The 18056-nt window shown below is 63.0% G+C and carries 21 protein-coding genes; 14 read left to right on the forward strand and 7 right to left on the reverse strand.

Features of this window, described 5'->3' with window-relative positions; translation table 11 throughout:
- Window positions 1–9 precede the first annotated feature (9 nt).
- Both AC1DXM_RS08575 and coaD read right to left on the reverse strand, forming a co-directional pair.
- The gene (locus AC1DXM_RS08575; protein ID WP_376740396.1) at window positions 10–504 is read right to left on the reverse strand and encodes a peptidylprolyl isomerase; all 495 of its coding nucleotides are present in this window, start codon (window positions 502–504) and stop codon (window positions 10–12) included.
- A 109-nt stretch (window positions 505–613) separates the two neighbouring features.
- Window positions 614–1114, reverse strand: coding sequence for a pantetheine-phosphate adenylyltransferase (gene coaD / locus AC1DXM_RS08580; protein ID WP_477232663.1), 501 nt, complete (start codon window positions 1112–1114; stop codon window positions 614–616).
- A 247-nt stretch (window positions 1115–1361) separates the two neighbouring features.
- Here coaD and AC1DXM_RS08585 point away from each other — a divergent pair, with 247 nt between their 5' ends.
- On the forward strand, window positions 1362–1508 hold the full coding sequence (locus tag AC1DXM_RS08585) for a hypothetical protein (RefSeq protein WP_192253752.1): 147 nt from the start codon (window positions 1362–1364) through the stop codon (window positions 1506–1508).
- 60 nt (window positions 1509–1568) lie between these two features.
- Here the strand turns inward: AC1DXM_RS08585 and gyrA are convergent, their stop codons facing one another.
- Window positions 1569–4367, reverse strand: coding sequence for a DNA gyrase subunit A (gene gyrA, locus AC1DXM_RS08590; protein WP_477232664.1), 2799 nt, complete (start codon window positions 4365–4367; stop codon window positions 1569–1571).
- 211 nt (window positions 4368–4578) lie between these two features.
- Between gyrA and AC1DXM_RS08595 the strand changes: the two genes are divergently transcribed.
- Both AC1DXM_RS08595 and AC1DXM_RS08600 read left to right on the forward strand, forming a co-directional pair.
- Complete coding sequence (locus tag AC1DXM_RS08595; protein WP_477232665.1) at window positions 4579–6267, forward strand: SulP family inorganic anion transporter; 1689 nt, start codon at window positions 4579–4581, stop codon at window positions 6265–6267.
- Window positions 6264–6401 carry a hypothetical protein gene (locus AC1DXM_RS08600; protein ID WP_477232666.1) on the forward strand — a complete coding sequence of 46 codons (138 nt, stop codon included), beginning with the start codon at window positions 6264–6266 and terminating at the stop codon, window positions 6399–6401. The genes AC1DXM_RS08595 and AC1DXM_RS08600 overlap by 4 nt, the downstream gene beginning before the upstream one ends.
- 2 nt (window positions 6402–6403) lie before the next feature.
- Here AC1DXM_RS08600 and AC1DXM_RS08605 read toward each other — a convergent pair whose 3' ends face one another.
- Window positions 6404–7264, reverse strand: coding sequence for a helix-turn-helix transcriptional regulator (locus tag AC1DXM_RS08605; protein WP_477232667.1), 861 nt, complete (start codon window positions 7262–7264; stop codon window positions 6404–6406).
- Window positions 7265–7350: 86 nt separating this feature from the next.
- Between AC1DXM_RS08605 and AC1DXM_RS08610 the strand changes: the two genes are divergently transcribed.
- The 3 genes from AC1DXM_RS08610 (at window position 7351) to AC1DXM_RS08620 (ending at window position 9031) form a co-directional block, all read left to right on the forward strand.
- Window positions 7351–7887: a hypothetical protein gene (locus AC1DXM_RS08610; RefSeq protein ID WP_477232668.1), complete on the forward strand. Its 537-nt coding sequence runs from the start codon at window positions 7351–7353 to the stop codon at window positions 7885–7887.
- A gap of 32 nt (window positions 7888–7919) precedes the next feature.
- Window positions 7920–8297, forward strand: coding sequence for a VOC family protein (locus AC1DXM_RS08615; RefSeq protein WP_477232669.1), 378 nt, complete (start codon window positions 7920–7922; stop codon window positions 8295–8297).
- A 104-nt stretch (window positions 8298–8401) separates the two neighbouring features.
- Entirely contained in the window at window positions 8402–9031 is a 630-nt protein-coding gene (locus AC1DXM_RS08620) for a MarC family protein (protein WP_023822237.1), read from the forward strand.
- A gap of 34 nt (window positions 9032–9065) precedes the next feature.
- Here AC1DXM_RS08620 and AC1DXM_RS08625 read toward each other — a convergent pair whose 3' ends face one another.
- Genes AC1DXM_RS08625 through ssb form a run of 3 tightly spaced genes read right to left on the reverse strand, consistent with a single transcriptional unit; the run spans window position 9066 to window position 10482 of the window.
- A complete protein-coding gene (locus AC1DXM_RS08625) occupies window positions 9066–9491 on the reverse strand; it encodes an OsmC family protein (protein WP_477232670.1) in 426 nt (141 codons plus the stop codon).
- A gap of 27 nt (window positions 9492–9518) precedes the next feature.
- Window positions 9519–9914 carry a DUF2306 domain-containing protein gene (locus AC1DXM_RS08630; RefSeq protein ID WP_477232671.1) on the reverse strand — a complete coding sequence of 132 codons (396 nt, stop codon included), beginning with the start codon at window positions 9912–9914 and terminating at the stop codon, window positions 9519–9521.
- 40 nt (window positions 9915–9954) lie between these two features.
- Window positions 9955–10482, reverse strand: coding sequence for a single-stranded DNA-binding protein (gene ssb / locus AC1DXM_RS08635; protein ID WP_192253736.1), 528 nt, complete (start codon window positions 10480–10482; stop codon window positions 9955–9957).
- A gap of 209 nt (window positions 10483–10691) precedes the next feature.
- On the opposite strand from ssb, the gene AC1DXM_RS08640 reads away from it, so the two are divergent.
- The 8 genes from AC1DXM_RS08640 to AC1DXM_RS08675 all read left to right on the forward strand — a co-directional run bounded on the left by AC1DXM_RS08640 (window position 10692) and on the right by AC1DXM_RS08675 (window position 17905).
- On the forward strand, window positions 10692–11081 hold the full coding sequence (locus AC1DXM_RS08640; RefSeq protein WP_203278375.1) for a cupin domain-containing protein: 390 nt from the start codon (window positions 10692–10694) through the stop codon (window positions 11079–11081).
- Between the two features lie 44 nt (window positions 11082–11125).
- A complete protein-coding gene (locus tag AC1DXM_RS08645) occupies window positions 11126–11440 on the forward strand; it encodes an ArsR/SmtB family transcription factor (protein WP_477232672.1) in 315 nt (104 codons plus the stop codon).
- A complete protein-coding gene (locus AC1DXM_RS08650) occupies window positions 11437–11910 on the forward strand; it encodes an SRPBCC family protein (protein ID WP_477232673.1) in 474 nt (157 codons plus the stop codon). The genes AC1DXM_RS08645 and AC1DXM_RS08650 overlap by 4 nt, the downstream gene beginning before the upstream one ends.
- A 28-nt stretch (window positions 11911–11938) precedes the next feature.
- A complete protein-coding gene (locus AC1DXM_RS08655; RefSeq protein ID WP_477232674.1) occupies window positions 11939–12547 on the forward strand; it encodes an ATP-dependent Clp protease proteolytic subunit in 609 nt (202 codons plus the stop codon).
- Between the two features lie 110 nt (window positions 12548–12657).
- Window positions 12658–12915 (forward strand): hypothetical protein, encoded by a 258-nt coding sequence (locus AC1DXM_RS08660; protein WP_477232675.1) that lies wholly within the window; start codon window positions 12658–12660, stop codon window positions 12913–12915.
- Between the two features lie 734 nt (window positions 12916–13649).
- Window positions 13650–16571, forward strand: a complete 2922-nt coding sequence (gene uvrA / locus AC1DXM_RS08665; RefSeq protein ID WP_477232676.1) for an excinuclease ABC subunit UvrA — start codon at window positions 13650–13652, stop codon at window positions 16569–16571.
- Window positions 16572–16606: 35 nt separating this feature from the next.
- Window positions 16607–17077: a GNAT family N-acetyltransferase gene (locus AC1DXM_RS08670; protein WP_477232677.1), complete on the forward strand. Its 471-nt coding sequence runs from the start codon at window positions 16607–16609 to the stop codon at window positions 17075–17077.
- A 24-nt stretch (window positions 17078–17101) separates the two neighbouring features.
- The gene (locus AC1DXM_RS08675; protein ID WP_477232678.1) at window positions 17102–17905 is read left to right on the forward strand and encodes a DUF72 domain-containing protein; all 804 of its coding nucleotides are present in this window, start codon (window positions 17102–17104) and stop codon (window positions 17903–17905) included.
- Window positions 17906–18056: the final 151 nt, after the last annotated feature.

Raw genomic sequence — 18056 nt, forward strand, 5'->3', positions numbered from 1 at the left:
TTTGATAGACTACTTGTCTGCGGCGATGCGCACTTTGATCATGCGGTCGGGGTTGCTGACGGTGCCATTGTCGGCCTCGTCGCCCTTCTTGATGTGATCGACCAATTCCATGCCGCTGACGACATTGCCGACGATGGTGTACTGGCCGTCGAGGTTCGGCGCCGGCGCGAACATGATGAAGAACTGCGAATTGGCGGAGTTCGGATCCTGCGAGCGGGCCATGCCGAGCGTGCCACGCTTGTAATGTTCGCTCTGCGAGAATTCGGCCGGCAAGTCGGGCAGGTCGGAGCCGCCGGTGCCGACGGCCTCGGGGCTGAACCCCTTCTTCATATTGCCGAACTTGACGTCGCCGGTCTGCGCCATGAAGCCATCGATGACGCGGTGGAAAGCGACATTGTCATAGGCGCCTTCGCGCACCAGCTTCTTGATCTGCGCGACATGCTTGGGCGCCAGGTCGGGCCGCAGCGCGATGGTGACGTCGCCATCCTTCAGCGTGATGATCATGGTGTTCTCCGCATCGGCAGCCAAGGCCGAAACGGATGCGGTCACGAGACCGGCAAGCACGACGAGGAACGAGGCGAGCTTCTTCAGCTGCATAGGGATCTCCGAGGAATTATTTCTTGAATTTTGCGGTGAGCGCGCCGGCAACCGCGGCCGGCACGAAGGGACGGATGTCGCCGCCCATCGAAGCTATCTGGCGCACAAGTGTGGCGGTAATGGTTCTGACTGACGGACTTGCCGGCAGAAAAACCGTCTGCAGCTCCGGCGCCATGGTCTCGTTCATGCCGGCCATCTGCATCTCGTAGTCGAGATCGGTGCCGTCGCGCAGGCCGCGGATCATGATCGAGGCGCCGTGCTTGCGGGCCGCGTCGATGACCAGCCCGTCGAACGCGACAACCTTGATGCGGCCGCCGTCACTGCCGAATTCGGCCTTGGTCGCCGCCTCGATCAGCTTCACCCGTTCCTCGAAGGAAAACAGCGGCGTCTTGCCGGGATGGGTGCCGATCGCCGCATAAATCGTGTCGGCGACAGCCAGCGATGCCTTCAGGACATCGAGATGTCCGTTGGTCAGCGGGTCGAAGGAGCCGGCATAAAGGGCGGTGCGTTCGGTCATGGCAGGGATAGGGCTTTGAGCATGATCTTGTCCGAAAACCGGATTCCACTTTTCGGGATCATGCTCTAGCGGGCGAGCGGACGGAAGGCAAATGCGATTGGGAACATCTGCGTGAACCTTTTCGCAGACATGAACGACAGATGAATGCCTTGATCACGAAGACTTCACGCAGCGTTCACTAGTTTGCACTTCAGAAGATGAAACCAAAACCCCATCTAACCGTTGTAAGGCGCAGGAGAACACGCAAATGCTGATCTACATGCTCGCCACCGCAATGACCGTCGCCATGCTGATTGCTACCGCATTCGGGCTGCATCAGGAAGCAGAGCGTGTCCGTGTCCGGACCAAGCGCTTCGAAGGCTTCGGCGCTCGCTGGCCCCACCGCCACCACTAATCTTACCGGCTAAGTCTTTGATCGCGCCGGCCCATCGGGCCGGCGTTGTTGTGTCTGAGCCTATTCGGCGCTGTCGGGTGCGGCATCCGCAGCATCCGGGCCACCCTCGGCCGCACCCTCGCCGCTCTCTTCGACATCCTCGTCAGACTGCGGTTCCGATATCCGCTCGACCGAAACCACCTTCTCGCCTTCGGCGGTATTGAAGATGGTCACGCCCTTGGTGGCGCGGCTTGCGAAACGGATGCCGTTGACCGGCACCCGGATGACCGTGCCGCCGTCCGAAACCAGCATGATCTGGTCGTCATTGCCGACAGGGAAGGTCGCAACCAGCTGGCCGATCTCTGCCGTTTTCGACACGTCGGTGGCGCGGATGCCCTTGCCGCCGCGCCCAGTCAAGCGGAAATCATAGGACGACGAGCGCTTGCCGTAGCCATATTCGGTTACCGTCAGCACATACTGCTCATGCGCCTTGAGGAACTCGTAGCGGTCGTCGGACAGCTCCGCCTCCTCGCCGATCTCCTCATTGGTCAGCGCGATCTCTTCTTCCTCGCCGGCCGTCTCGAGCCGCCGCTCCGCCGCCGCCCGCTTGAGGTAAGCGGCGCGCTCCGCCGGTGAGGCATCGACATGCTCGATCACCGACATCGAGATGATGCGGTCGGTCTCGGCCATGCTTATGCCGCGCACGCCGACCGAATTGCGGCTCTGGAACACGCGCACGTCGCCGACCGAGAAGCGGATGCACTGGCCGGAGTTCGCCGTCAAAAGCACGTCGTCATTGTCGGTGCAGGTCTCGACGCCGAGGATCTCGTCGCCTTCCTCCTCCAGCTTCATGGCGATCTTGCCGTTGCGGTTGACCTGGACGAAGTCGGACAGCTTGTTGCGCCGCACCGTGCCGCGCGTGGTGGCGAACATCACGTCGAGCTCGCCCCAGCTGGTCTCGTCCTCGGGCAGCGGCATGATGGTGGTGATGCGCTCGCCCTGCTCCAGCGGCAGCATGTTGATCAGCGCCTTGCCGCGCGACTGCGGGTTGCCGATCGGCAGCCGCCAGACCTTTTCCTTGTAGACGATGCCGCGCGAGGAGAAGAACAGCACCGGCGTATGGGTGTTGGCAACGAACAGCCGGGTGACGAAATCCTCTTCCTTGGTCGACATGCCGGAGCGGCCCTTGCCGCCGCGGCGCTGTGCCCGGTAGAGCGACAGCGGCACGCGCTTGATGTAGCCGGAATGACTGACGGTGACGACCATGTCCTCGCGCTGGATCAGGTCCTCGTCTTCCATGTCGGCGCCGCCGTCGGTGAGCTCGGTGCGGCGCGGCGTGCCGAACTCGTCGCGCACGGCGGCAAGCTCGTCCTTGACGATCTGCTGGATGCGCGCGCGGGACGACAAAATATCAAGGTAATCAACGATTTCGGCGCCGATCGTGTTCAACTCGTCGGCGATCTCGTCGCGGCCGAGCGCGGTCAGGCGCTGCAGGCGCAGTTCGAGGATGGCGCGCGCCTGTTCCTCGGACAGATTGTAAGTGCCGTCCTCGTTGATGCGATGGCGCGGATCGTCGATCAAAAGGATCAGCGACTCGACATCGCCGGAGGGCCAGCGCCGCTCCATCAACTGCTCGCGCGCCGTCTGCGGGTCGGGCGCGGTCCGGATCAGCTTGATCACTTCGTCGATGTTGGCGACGGCAATGGCGAGACCGACCAGGACATGGGCGCGGTCGCGCGCCTTGCGCAGCAGGAACTTCGTTCGCCGGCTAATCACCTCTTCGCGGAAGCCGACAAATGCCTTCAGCATGTCGGTCAGCGTCATCACTTCCGGCTTGCCGCCGTTCAGCGCCACCATATTGGCGCCGAAGGAGGTCTGCAGCGGCGTGAAGCGGTAAAGCTGGTTGAGGATGACGTCGGCGACAGCGTCGCGTTTCAGTTCGATGACGACGCGGTAGCCCTGGCGGTCGCTCTCGTCGCGGATGTCGGAAATGCCCTCGATGCGCTTGTCGCGCACCAGCTCGGCCATTTTCTCGATCATCGAGGCCTTGTTCACCTGGTACGGGACTTCGGTGATGATGATCGATTCACGGTCGTTGCCGCGCTGTTCGACATTGACCTTGCCGCGCATGACGATGGAGCCGCGACCGGTCGCGTAGGCGCTGTAGATGCCGGAACGGCCAAGCACGATGCCGCCGGTCGGGAAATCGGGCCCTGGAATGATCTCCATCAGTGCCGGCAGGTCGATCGCCGGATTGTCGATGATGGCGATGGCGCCGTTGCAGACTTCGGCCAGATTGTGCGGGGGAATGTTGGTGGCCATGCCGACGGCAATGCCGCCGGAACCGTTGACCAGAAGGTTGGGGAAGCGAGCCGGCAACACCTTCGGCTCGGTGTCGGAGGCATCATAGGTCTCCTGGAAATCGACGGTTTCCTTGTCGATGTCCTCAAGCAGTTCATGCGCGACCTTGGTCAGGCGCGATTCGGTGTAGCGCATCGCCGCCGGCGGATCGCCGTCGATGGAGCCGAAATTGCCTTGGCCGTCGATCAGCGGCACGCGCAGCGACCAGTCCTGCGCCATGCGCACCAAGGCGTCATAGATCGAGGCATCACCATGCGGATGGTATTTACCCATCACGTCGGCGACCGGGCGGGCCGACTTCACATATTTGCGGTTCCAGTGGTAGCCGCTCTCATGCGCGGCATAGAGAATGCGCCGATGCACCGGCTTCAGGCCGTCGCGAACGTCCGGCAGCGCACGGCTGACGATCACGCTCATGGCGTAGGAGAGGTAGGAGCTCTGCATCTCCTCGATGATGGAGATCGGCTCGATGCCGGTGGGGCCGCCGTCGGCGCCGCGCGGTGTCTTTTGGTCGGTCAAATTGGATCACAATCTAATCAGGAATCACTGACCGCTTATATAGGAAGCCCGCTCGAAACTCCAATGTTCCCAGCACTTTTCCAAAGACAATTTCGGTGGTAATTTCAAATGGATACCGCTGATTGCGACGATTTGGCAAAAGCGTATTTCGCCGCCGCCAGAGCAAAAGCCTGCGGTGGACCGTTTTCCCCGGCCGGGAGCCTCGATCACGATGAACTGGACCCGGTGGCTGCCTTTGCGAGCGCTGAGCGGTTGGCGGCCCGGGGATCTCAATGGCGATCTGGCCGCAGGGCTGACGCTGGCGGCAATCGCCATTCCCGAACAGATGGCGACGGCGCGGCTTGGCGGCTTTGCGCCCGAGATCGGCTTCTTCGCCTTTGTCGCGGGATCGCTGGGCTTTGCCCTGTTCGGCGACAACCGCCATCTGTCGACCGGCGCGGATTCGACCATCACACCGCTTTTTGCCGGCGGCCTCGCACTCATCGCCGTTGCCGGCTCGGCGCATTATCTGGCGCTGGCGGCGATGCTGGCGCTGATGGTCGGTTTGCTGGTGGGTTTGAGCGGCATACTCCGGCTCGGCTGGATCGCCGACCTTCTGTCGGTGCCGGTCACCACCGGTTTTCTGGCCGGCATTTCGGTCCATATCATCGTTTCGCAACTGCCCGGACTGCTCGGCCTGCCGCCCGAAAGCGGTGAAACGCTGCGCCGCGTCGGTGAGATCGCCGCCAACCTGCATCTGACCAACCCGTGGAGCCTGACGCTCGGCCTTGGCGTCTTTGCCATTGTGTTCGCCGCCGAACGCATCAGCGCCCGCATCCCCGGCGCCTTGATCGGCATGGTGCTGGCGACGCTGGCGGTTGCTGTCTTCGATCTGAAGGCACGCGGCGTCGAGGTGCTTGGCGCCTTGCCCAACGGCCTGCCGCAGGCGGGCCTGCCGACGGTCAGCCTTCGCGATGCCCAGGCGCTGCTGCCGCTGGCGCTGCTGATCGCCATCGTCGTCATGGTGCAGACGGCGGCCACCAGCCGCTCCTTTACCGGCGACGACGTCAACCGCGATTTTGTCGGTGTCGGCGCCGGCAGCATCCTGTCCGGCCTGTTCGGCACCTTCGCGGTCAATGCCAGCCCGCCGCGCACCGCAATCGCCGCCCAGTCCGGCGGCCGTTCGCAGTTTTCAGGCCTGATTGCCGCGGCAATCGTGCTGGCGCTGGGCGCCTTTGGCGGCGGCCTGCTTGCCGATGTCCCGCAGGCCGCCCTTGCCGGCGTGCTGATGTTCGTTGCCCAGCACATTTTGCGCTGGAAGGTGTTTGCCAGTGTCTACCGGCAGGCGCCGGTCGAATTCCTGCTGATCCTGGTCACCATGACGGCGATCGTCCTGTTGCCGATCGAAACCGGCGTCGCGATCGGCATCGGCCTGTCGCTGCTGCATGGTCTCTGGAGCGCGACACGCACGCAGGCGATCGAGCTGGAACAGGTGCCCGGCACCTCGGTGTGGTGGCCGCCGAGCACGCCGTCGGCCGGCGAGCAGCTCCCCGGCGTGCTGGTCGCGGCTTTCCAGGCGCCGCTGTCCTTCGTCGATGCCGAAAGCTTCAAGCGCGGCGTCTGCAAACTGATCGACGCCCGGGGCGACGGTGTGGAACTGGTCGTACTCGAAGCCAGCAACATCGCCGAGATCGACTATACCGCCGCACAGGCGCTGATCGAAACCGTTGACCACTGCCGCAAGGCCGGTGCTGTCTTTGCCATCGCACGGCTGGAATCGCTGCGTGCCCAGGCGGCACTGGCGCGTTTCGGTATCGCCGACATCGTCGGCCCGCACAGAATCTTCCACAGCGTCGACGACGCCATCAAGGCGCTATCGTCGGACAAGAAACTTGTAGGACAACAGGACGAGGCACCATGACGACCGAGCGCGAGCCTTTGCTGAAGCCTGTCGCCGTGGAGGAGCTGCGGCCCACGATGAAGCAAGCGCTGATCCTGGCTAAGAGCAAGGACGCGGACTATCTGCCGGGCTGGTGCGGGCCGACCTCGGACTGAGGTCAGAAGGCTGCGAACGCTGACGGTGACGGCGAGGCGCTGCGTGACCGGCGCGCGCGATAGTCTCCCGGCGTCTCGCCCATGACGCGCCGGAAACGGCGATTGAATGTGGACAGGTCGTTGAAGCCGGCCTCGAAGGCGATTGCCGAGATAGGCTCATCCGACATGCGCAGCCGCACCGCCGCGCGGTGCAGCCTGGTTCTGAGCAGGAACTGATAAGGCGTCATGCCGGCGACCTGCCGGAAGGTGCGCAGGAAGTGATAGGGGCTGGTCGCCGTCGAGCCGGCAAGCTCGGAAAGCGAGACCGGCCGGTTGGCATTGAGTTCGATCTGCCGGACCGCTTCAGCAACCCGTTTCTGGTCACGGCGGCTCGGTGGGCGAGCGGCAGGCGCGGCCTCGCTGGCGACAGTAAGGGCTGCGCCGGCTATGCGCAGGCCAAGCTCCTCGAAGGCGTCGGTATCGGCCGTCTCGCGCGCCGCTTCGGCCTCGGCCAGCAGCGACGCCAGCGCCGGCAAGGGCGGCAGATGCGACACCCCGAACGTCAGCTTCTTGGCGCCAGCCACGTCGTTGGCAATCCGGTCGAGATAGGCGGGAGCGAAGTGGAAGGACAGGCAGCGGTCGCCGACGCCGTGCTCGTGCCCGCATTCATAGCAGGCGCCGACATTGCCGAGCAGGACGGCACCTGGCGCCAGCATGGCGGTGCCCTGGCTGGTGCGGTAGCGGAAGCTGCCGCTGGTGACTGCGGCAATGCAGACACCGCGGTGCTCTTCCTCGAACGGGCGATCGCCGGCGCCTGCGGTGCACACCACGTCGGACACATACCAGTCCGGCCCCGACGCCAGTTTTTGTTCGCTCGTCGTCATGGCTTGAAAGATAGCAATTTTTCCCAAGCGCAACACCCTGCCCCGGCCTATCGCTTGCAGCCTCCTGACACCACGAAGGCAGCAACATGACCAATTCATATTCTTTCAGCCAAGCGCTGCACAGCGATGGCCCTAATCGCGATCTGGCTGAGAAGCTCGACCTCTACGGCCGTTTCGTGGGCGCCTGGACATTCGATGCCACGCGCCACCTCGAGGACGGCACGGTTTTGACCGGGCGCGGCGAGGTGCATTTCGGCTGGGTGCTGGAAGGCAAGGCGATCCAGGATGTGTGGATCCTGCCCGCGCGGGATGCCGGGCCGACGCCCTCGCTCGGCAAATGGACCTTTTATGGCACAACGCTGCGGGCCTATGATCCCGGCGCGGATGCCTGGCACATCTTCTGGAGCGATCCGCGCAACCAATATTACAGCCGTCAGCTTGGTCGCGCCGAAGGCGACACGATTGTGCAGGTCGGCGCCGATGGAACCGGTTCCTCGGTCCGCTGGAGTTTTTCGCGGATCACCAAGAACAGTTTCCGCTGGCTCGGCGAGCGTTCGCACGACGATGGCAAGACGTGGCGGCTCGAAGTCGAGTTCCTGGCGCGCCGCGTCGCCCAGGGCTGATGGCGCAACACACCTGCAACAAGGAGAAAACCATGCTTGACCACGTTTCGATCGGTGTCCGCGACACCGCCGTGTCAAAGCCTTTCTACGATGCTGCGCTGAAGCCGCTCGGCTATTCCTGCCTCAGCCAGTCGCCGGGCTCGCTGGGCTATGGCGCGCAGGCGGCGGCATTTTGGGTGAACGACGCGGCGCGGCCGGTGCCGGCTGACGAAAAATCCGGCCTGCATTTCTGCTTTGCCGCACCGACGAGGGCGAGCGTCGACGCCTTTCACGCCGGCGCCTTGCGTGCAGGCGGCAACAGCAATGGTGCGCCGGGCCTGCGTGCCGACTATGGCGAAAACTACTACGCCGCCTTCGTCATCGATCCCGACGGCTATCGGCTGGAGGCCTATTGCAGCGCTGTCGGCTAACACCGCCGGCGTCTCCCGTATCGCCATCTCAGACGGTTCCCACCAGCCGGGCTTTGCTCTACCAATAGGTGGTGCGGGGCTCGGCCCGGCGGGAGGGGTCAGCGATGCCGAGTTTCGACAGCCTGTTCAATGCTTTCGTCACCATCCTGGTGACCATCGACCCGCCCGGTCTCGCGCCGCTCTTCCTGGCGGTGACACGCGGCATGAACCGCGAGGAGCGTCAGCAGGTTTCGGTGCGCGCCTCGATCATCGGCTTCCTGGTGATGGCGCTGTTTGCGGTTGCCGGCGCCTCGATCCTATCGGTGTTCGGCATCACGCTGCCGGCCTTCCGCGTCGCCGGCGGGTTCCTGCTGTTCTTCATCGCCTTCGAAATGGTGTTCGAGCGCCGCCAGGACCGCAAGGAGAAGATCGGCGACGTCGCCATCACCAAGGACATGATCCACAACATCGCCGCCTTCCCGCTGGCGATCCCGCTTATCGCCGGCCCCGGTGCGATTTCGGCGACCGTGCTTTTGTCCGGCTCGTTCCAGGGTTTTACCGCACAGGCGGCGCTGGTCGGCATCATCTTCGTTTGCCTTGCCATCACCTATCTGGTGTTCGTGCTCTCCGAACGCATCGACCGCATCCTCGGCCAGACCGGTCGCTCGATCCTGACCCGCCTGCTCGGCGTCATTCTGGCAGCGCTTGCGGTGCAGTTCGTGGCCGATGGCATCAAGGCGCTGATGGCGGGGTGAACGGCAGCGCCTACTGCCCTACTGCCCTACTGCCCTACTGCCCAGCCGTATCAATAACCTCGAAATCGTGGGTGATCACAGCTGTCTTCGCCATCATGGCGGAGGCCGAGCAGTATTTTTCGATCGACAGGTTAATCGCGCGCTGGACCTTGTCGTGCGACAGCGCGCGGCCCGTGACGGTGAAATGCATGTGGATGCGGGTGAAAACTTTTGGATCGGTTTCGGCCCGGTCGGCGTCGAGTTCGACGGTGCAATCCTCGATCGCTTCGCGGCCTTTTTCCAGAATGTGGACGACATCATAGGCCGAGCAGCCGCCGGTGCCGATCAGCACCAGTTCCATCGGGCTCGGGCCTGGCGTGTTGCCTTCAGGACCGGAGGCGGTTCCCAGCACGAGTTTGTGGCCACTGCCGGACTCGCCGACGAAAGTGCGCTCTTCGACCCATTTGATCCGTGCTTTCACGGCAATCATCCTCCTGGAAAGACATCCCTAGCCGAACACGACCGCATGCATGATGCGGGCGGGCAGCAGTGTGAACACGCCGGCGCCGATCAGCGCGAAAACATAGAGCGAAATCATGACCCTGCGATGTTTGGCTACGCGATGCCTACGCGCGTGCCAGACCGCAAGCGGAACGGTGATCAACACTATGATCGACAAGATATGGATCGGGCTGAACGGGCCGATGAGGCGGATCTGCTGGATCCAGAGGCTGGAGGCGGCGATGACCAGCATCAGCGCCGCCCAGGCATAGCCCATCACGCGGTGGCGCGTCGTGCCTTTCGGCAGCGCCAGCTGGGCGCCGCCCAAGGCAAGCGCGGCTAGGGCCGCGAAGGCGTGCCATGGAATGGGAGGGGGCGCCGATAGAAGCGGTCCGAGCGACATCGCGCCCTCTCCTCAAATCCCCTTCACGTGGCCTTGATACTCAGAACGGGATTTCGTCGTCCAGTTCGCGCGACGAACCACCACCGCCGCCGCCACCCTTGGAACCGCCGCCACCGCCACGGTTGAAGCTTTCATTGGGACTCGACTGGCCGAAATCCGAGCCACGGCTCGCACCGCCGCCACCGGCATAATTGCCGACCTGGCCGCCGCCCTCGCCGCGTGAATCGAGCATCTGCAGCTCGCCACGGAATTTCTGCAGCACGACTTCCGTCGTGTATTTGTCGGCGCCGGTCTGGTCCTGCCATTTGCGTGTCTGCAGTTGGCCTTCGACGTAAACCTTCATGCCCTTCTTCAGATATTGCTCGGCGACCTTGGCGATCTGGTCATTGAAAATGACGACGTTGTGCCACTCGGTCTTTTCCTTGCGCTCGCCGGAATTCTTGTCGCGCCAGCTTTCCGACGTGGCGATGCGGATGTTGACGACCGGGTCGCCGGAATTCAGGCGGCGGATTTCAGGGTCCGCGCCGAGGTTTCCGACCAGAATGACCTTGTTGACGCTACCCGCCATGACACTTCTCCGCGCTCATCCGAAACAAATTTTAAGTCGCTCACCTTACAGGCAGCGGCCAATGTCCGCCTGCTGTGGCTGCCTTTACCCACAAGGTTTTTGTTCTTTTTTTGTTCTATTCTTGTCTGCCCCGGCTGTCAAGAATGTCAGCAAGAGGTAGGGTGTGCGTCTGAAACTGCGACTATGCCGGGATCGAAAGGCGGAGGCGAATGAAAGTCATTGCGCATCTGGACCAGCCGCGAGAGCAATGGCGAGCGGGCGTGGAAACCCGCATGCAAGTTTCCGCCGGCAACGGAGCGAGCCAGCTTTGCCTGTTCGAACAGTGGGTTCAGCCCGGCGTCGGGGCTCCGACGCACCAACACCCAGTCGAGGAAGTGCTGACCGTCATCGCCGGGATCGCTGAAATGTGGATCGACGAAGGACGTCTGACACTGATTGCCGGACAATCGCTTCTCATCCCTGCCCAACGAAAACATGGGTTTAGAAACGTTGGCACCGAAACGCTTCACATCCAGGCCGTGCTGGCGTCGCCGATCTTCGAGGCGACTTTCGAAGGGGCCGCCGAGCCGGTGAGGCGCTGGCTTCCGGCGGCGCCATAAAAGACCGCTTGCCAAATCAATAAGTATCGACTTATGCTTTTGTCATGATCGAAGCAGAGATTTTTCGCGCCCTGGCCGACCCGACGCGCCGTGCCGTCTACGAGCGGCTTGCCGCCGGCGAGATGAGCGTATCGGAGTTGCGCAGCGGCATGAGCGTATCGCAGCCGGCCGTTTCCCAACATCTGGCGGTACTGCGCAGCGCCGGTCTGGTCAGCGAAAGGCGGTCCGGCCGCAACGCCTATTACCGCGCCGATCCACAAGGGCTCGATCCGCTGCTCGGCTGGATCGAACGCTACCGCGCATTCTGGCCGGAACGCATCGAAAGACTAAAGGCCGTTTTGAAGGACATGGACCAATGAGCGATGAAAAGCAGGCTCCGGCCGCCAAAGATGCCCTCGCCTTCGAATGCGACCTCCCGGACGCACCAGAAAAGGTGTGGCGGGCGCTGACCGTGCCGGAACTTTTGGCGGCGTGGATGATGCCAAACGACATCAAGCCGGAAACCGGCAACCGCTTTGCCTTTGCCGGGCCGGACGCGCCGATCGAGTGCGAAGTGCTCGATGCCGAACCGGGGCGACTGCTGCGCTATTCCTGGCGCGAGCGGTCCGACACCGGCGATGCCAATGGGTTGGACAGCATCGTCACCTTCACGCTCGCCCGCACCGTTTCAGGCGGTACGCATCTGCGCATCGTCCATGATGGGTTTGTGCAGGCGGCAACGCCTGCGGTGGCGATGGCGAGCGCCGGTTGCCAGCTTTCGCTCGGTGCTTACAAGCTCAAACCGCCCATGGCCGCGAATACGCCACGCCTGTTGCTGCGCGCCGCCTGAGCCCAAGAAAACAAACGGAGACAATGAGATGAGCGGCTTTGCCAATCTGGTGCCGATGGTGATCGAGCAATCGAGCCGCGGCGAACGCGCCTTCGACATTTTCTCGCGGCTGCTGCGCGAGCGCATCATCTTCATCAATGGCGAGATCAATGACGGCATGTCGGCACTGGTCTGCGCCCAGCTTCTGTCACTGGAATCGGACAATCCCGACAAGGAGATCTCGCTCTACATCAACTCGCCGGGCGGCGTGGTGACCAGCGGCTTCGCCATCTACGACACGATGCAATATGTCAGCTGCCCGGTGTCGACGGTGTGCATGGGCTTTGCCGCCTCGATGGCTTCGTTCCTGCTGATGGCAGGAACGCCGGGCCGGCGCATCGCGCTGCCCAACGCCAGCATCGTGCTGCATCAGCCCCTGGGCGGCTTCCAGGGCCAGGCCTCCGACATCCAGCGCCATGCCGAAGGCATTTTGCGCACCAAGCGGAACATGACCGAGCTCTATGCGCAGCATTGCGGACGCACCTACGAAGAAGTCGAGCGCACGCTTGACCGCGATTTCTTCATGACCGCGAAGGAAGCCAAGGACTGGGGCTTGGTCGACCATGTTTTTGATACCCGCAAGCAGGCGGCGGCCTAGATCGCGGATTGAACGCGCGCCGGCGTCGCGTCAATTTCGACGCCGCCGGTCTGGCCTCGCATGGAGCGCGACACTATAGTCCAGCCATGCGCTACCGCCTGAACAGACTGATGACAGCCACTGCGATCACCGCCGTGACCGCGAGCGCGGCTCTTGCCGGGGACAGCACGTCCCAGTCGCCGAAAGGCGCCTTGCCCGGCGTGACCAGCGACTATCGCATCGCCCAGCCGGCGCCGCAGCCCGAGCCGGACGACGCGCTGCCCGCCGGCGAGAACGGGACATTCAAGATCGGCAATACCGATGTCCGGATTTCCGGCAGCATCACCGTCGATATGGCTACAGGCGGGATCAAGCCGCCGCGCCGGTAGGATTAAGGCTCCATTTCATAACTGAGCCCCTCGCGGCCGGCCGCACAAAAGAGCAGCCCCGCCGTTGCTTCCGCAAACGGTCGGGGCTTTTTTTGGATTCCAGATCCAACTTGCCGGTAGTGTTATACCGACTTTTGTCTCGGATGCTTCGCGGCATTCAGCCGACGATCCGACTAGCAGTCTCTGATTTTCATGGGATATGGCAGGTCACGGTTTGTCGGGTGGCGAAAACGCTAAACCCAGGCACTTATGCCCGCCGCGGCTCCAACGAGATGTGGAGCCTCAAGGGACTATCCGGTGGCGTCATGCTCCGCTCCTATGTCCGTTGCTACTGTTGTCGTCCGAAGCGCAAATCGCAAAAGCCCGCGGCGTCTCGCAGGCCACCTGTTGGCGGCGAGGCCATCGAAAGACGGCCGGCTTCGTTGACCTCCCGAGACTGCGCCCCTGAGTCGGCGGCGTCAACCTTTGAATAGCCGGTTACCGAAAAATGTGATCGCTGGGAGCTTACGTCAGGGTCAGTTCTTGAAACCCCGTTGTCAGGTTTCTGCACAGCTTTGTCAGGAGCGTGTTCGGCCTTTGTTCTTTCCGCTTGCCCCTTCGCGCGAAAGACGGTTAAACGACTTTGGTCGAGAAGTGTGGCGTCTCTCGACGTGGCGGCAAAAATACCTACATAGGGGATGGCCGGGAAAAACCCGCCGATCCCACTGATAGCAGAACTGAGGCGGCGACCGGCGATGGCCGACCATAAATATCTTTCCATTCGCGGTGCACGCGAACACAATCTGAAGAATGTCGATCTCGACCTGCCGCGTGACAGCCTGATCGTCATGACCGGCCTGTCGGGCTCCGGCAAATCGTCGCTTGCCTTCGACACAATCTATGCCGAGGGCCAGCGCCGCTATGTCGAGAGCCTGTCGGCCTACGCGCGCCAGTTCCTCGAAATGATGCAGAAGCCGGACGTCGACCAGATCGACGGCCTGTCGCCTGCGATCTCCATCGAACAGAAGACGACGTCGAAGAACCCGCGCTCGACGGTCGGCACCGTCACCGAGATCTACGACTATATGCGCTTGCTGTTTGCGCGCGTCGGCATTCCCTATTCGCCGGCCACCGGCCTGCCGATCGAGAGCCAGACGGTCAGCCAGATGGTCGACCGGGTGCTGGCGGTCGAGGAAGGAACACGCCTGTTCCTGCTGGCGCCGATCGTACGCGGCCGCAAGGGCGAGTACCGCAAGGAACTGCTGGAGCTGCAGAAAAAGGGCTTTCAGCGGGTCAAGGTCGACGGCGTCTTCTACGAAATCGCCGATGTCCCAGCGCTGGACAAGAAGTACAAGCACGACATCGACGTCGTCGTCGACCGCATCGTCGTGCGCGGCGACCTGGCGACACGGCTTGCCGATTCCATCGAAACGGCGCTGAAGCTCGCCGAAGGGCTGGCGGTCGCGGAATTCGCCGACCGGCCGCTCGATGCCAGCCAGACCGGCGAGGATTCCGTCAACAAGTCGAAGAACGAGACGCATGAGCGCATCCTGTTCTCGGAAAAATTCGCCTGCCCGGTGTCCGGCTTCACCATTCCGGAGATCGAGCCCAGGCTGTTCTCGTTCAACAACCCGTTCGGCGCCTGCCCGACCTGCGACGGTCTCGGCAGTCAGCGTGCCATCGACGCCAGCCTGATCGTGCCGGACGAAAACGTCTCGCTGCGCGATGGCGCCGTCAGCCCGTGGGCGAAATCGACCTCGCCCTATTACGCGCAGACGCTGGAAGCGCTGGGCAAAGCCTACGGCTTCAAACTCGGCGACAAATTCAAGGACCTGACCGAAGAGGCCAAGGAAGCCGTCCTGCGCGGCACCGGCGAGCGCGAGGTCACCTTCCAGTATGATGACGGGCTGCGCTCCTACAAGACGACCAAGACGTTCGAAGGCGTCATTCCCAATCTGGAGCGGCGCTGGAAGGAAACCGAATCCGCCTGGATGCGCGAGGAGATCGAGCGCTTCATGTCGGCAACGCCCTGCCCGGTCTGCAAGGGCTACCGGCTGAAGCCGGAAGCGCTGGCGGTGAAAATCGCCGGAAGACATATCGGCGAGGTCACCGAGCAGTCGATCCGCAACGCCGACAAATGGTTCACTGACCTGCCGGCGCAGCTCAACGACAAGCAGAACGAGATTGCGGTCAGGGTGCTCAAGGAGATCCGCGACCGGCTGCGCTTCCTCAACGATGTCGGGTTGGATTACCTGACGCTGTCGCGCAATTCGGGCACGCTGTCGGGCGGCGAGAGCCAGCGCATTCGTCTGGCGTCGCAGATCGGCTCCGGCCTCACCGGCGTGCTCTACGTGCTGGACGAGCCGTCGATCGGCCTGCATCAGCGCGACAATGCCCGCCTGCTCGACACGCTGAAGCATTTGCGCGACATCGGCAACACGGTGATCGTTGTCGAGCACGACGAGGACGCTATCCTGCATGCCGACTATGTCGTCGACATGGGTCCGGCCGCCGGCATCCACGGCGGCGAGATCATCGCCCAGGGCACGCCGCAGCAGGTGATGGCCAACCCCAACTCGATCACCGGCAAATATCTGTCGGGCGCGCTTGAAGTGGCCACGCCAGGTGTCAGGCGCGAAGCCAAGAAGAACCGCCGGCTGAAGATCGTCGGCGCGCGCGGCAACAATCTGAAGAACGTCACCGCCGAAATCCCGCTCGGCACCTTCACCGCCGTCACCGGCGTGTCGGGCGGCGGCAAGTCGACCTTCCTGATCGAGACTTTGTTCAAGGCAGCGTCGCGCCGCATCATGGGCTCGCGTGAGCATCCGGCCGATCACGACCGGATCGAGGGGCTCGAATTCCTCGACAAGGTCATCGACATCGACCAGTCGCCGATCGGACGGACGCCACGTTCGAATCCCGCCACCTACACCGGCGCCTTCACGCCGATCCGCGACTGGTTCGCCGGACTGCCGGAAGCCAAGGCGCGCGGCTACCAGCCAGGGCGGTTCTCGTTCAACGTCAAGGGCGGCCGCTGCGAGGCCTGCCAGGGCGACGGCGTCATCAAGATCGAGATGCACTTCTTGCCCGACGTCTACGTCACCTGCGATGTCTGCCATGGCAAACGCTACAACCGCGAGACGCTCGATGTCGTGTTCAAGGGCAAATCGATCGCCGACGTGCTCGACATGACCGTTGAGGAAGGCGTCGATTTCTTCGCCGCCGTGCCCGGCGTCCGCGACAAGCTCGATACGCTGAAGCAGGTCGGCCTCGGCTACATCCATATCGGCCAGCAGGCGACGACGCTCTCGGGCGGCGAGGCGCAGCGCATCAAGCTCGCCAAGGAACTGTCGCGCAAGGCGACCGGCAAGACGCTCTACATCTTGGACGAACCGACCACCGGCCTGCATTTCCACGACGTCGCCAAGCTGCTGGAAGTGCTGCACGAACTGGTCGACCAGGGCAACACGGTGGTGGTCATCGAGCACAATCTCGAGGTGATCAAGACCGCCGACTGGGTGCTCGACCTCGGCCCCGAAGGCGGCGACGGCGGCGGCGAACTGGTGGCACAGGGTACGCCGGAAGCCATCGTGCGCGAAAAGCGCAGCTATACCGGCCAGTTCCTCAAGGAACTTTTGGAACGGCGCCCCGGGGGCAAGCGCGAAGCGGCGGAATAGCAGACAGACCGGTCGAGCGCCTGGAGAGTTTTTTAATGACATTCCGACAGGCGCTTGCCGGTGACCTCGACGCAGTCGTCTCGCTGACGCAGGCCGCCTATGAGCACTACACGCCCCTGCTCGGCGCGCCGCCTATTCCGGTCACCGAGGACTATGCGCCGCGCATCGAACGCGGAGAGGTCTGGCTGCTGGAGAGCGGCACGGAGCTCGCCGGGCTGATCGTCATCGAGCGGCATCCCGATCATGCGATGATCTTCAGCGTCGCCGTCTCGCCCGCTTTCCAGGGCAAGAAACTCGGCACCGCGCTGCTCGACTTCGCCGAGGAACGGGCGCGGTCGTGGGGCGTTCCGGAGGTTCGGCTCTACACCAATTCGCGCATGGAGCGGAACATTTCGATCTACACGGCCTATGGCTTCCAGGAAACGGGTCGCCGGGCCAATCCCCACCGGCCGGGATGGACGGTGGTCGACATGGCCAAGCCGGTCGGCGCGAGCACGACGGTCTGATCTTTCTGAATTTGGGAGGACGATATGAGCAAATCCGGGACAATCCGCTCAGGCATGGGTGGCTGGACTTTCGAACCCTGGGATACGTCCTTCTATCCGGACAAACTGTCGAAGGCCAAGCAGCTGCACTATGCCAGCCGCCAGGTGCCGAGCATCGAGGTCAACGGCACCTACTATTCCAGCTTCAAGGAGCCGACCTTCGTCAAATGGGCAAGCGAGGCGCCGGACGGTTTCGTCTATTCGCTGAAGGGCAACCGCTTCGTCACCAACCGGCGCGTGCTCGGCGAAGCCGGCGAGTCCGTGACGCGCTTCCTCAGCTCCGGCGTTGCAGCACTTGGCGAGAAGCTAGGCCCGATCCTGTGGCAGTTCGCGCCGACGAAAAAGTTCGACGCCGACGATTTCGAAGCCTTCCTGAAACTGCTGCCGGAAAAGCAGGACGGAGTAGCGCTGCGCCATGCTCTGGAAGTGCGCAACGACAGCTTTATCGTGCCGGAATTTGCCGCGCTGGCGCGCAAATACAAGGCGGCGATCGTCTACGCCGACCATGCCAAATACCCTGACATTGCCGACATCACCGGCGATTTCATCTATGCGCGGCTGCAGGCCGGCTCGGACGACAATCCCGACTGCTATACGCCGAAAGGCCTGGACGAATGGGCGGCGCGGGTAAAAACCTGGGCGGAAGGCAAGCAGCCGGCCGATCTGCGGCGCGCCGATCCGGATTTCGACGCGCCGGTCAAGCCGCGCGACGTGTTCGTCTACTTCATCACCGAGGGCAAGGTGCGCGCACCGTTCGGCGCCATGGCGCTGATGAAGCGGGTGAGCTGAGTGGCTGAGCGGTTCGCCCTTCGCGGAAAATGGCGAACCGCTCCAACTCGCCGTTTTGACGCAATCCGGACGGAAGTGCGTTTCAACCCAGAATTGCTCTAAATCAAGCCAAACGTGGTATCTTCCCCGCCATCGTAACCTTATCGATACC

This window comes from Mesorhizobium sp. P3_A2, from assembly GCF_056403115.1.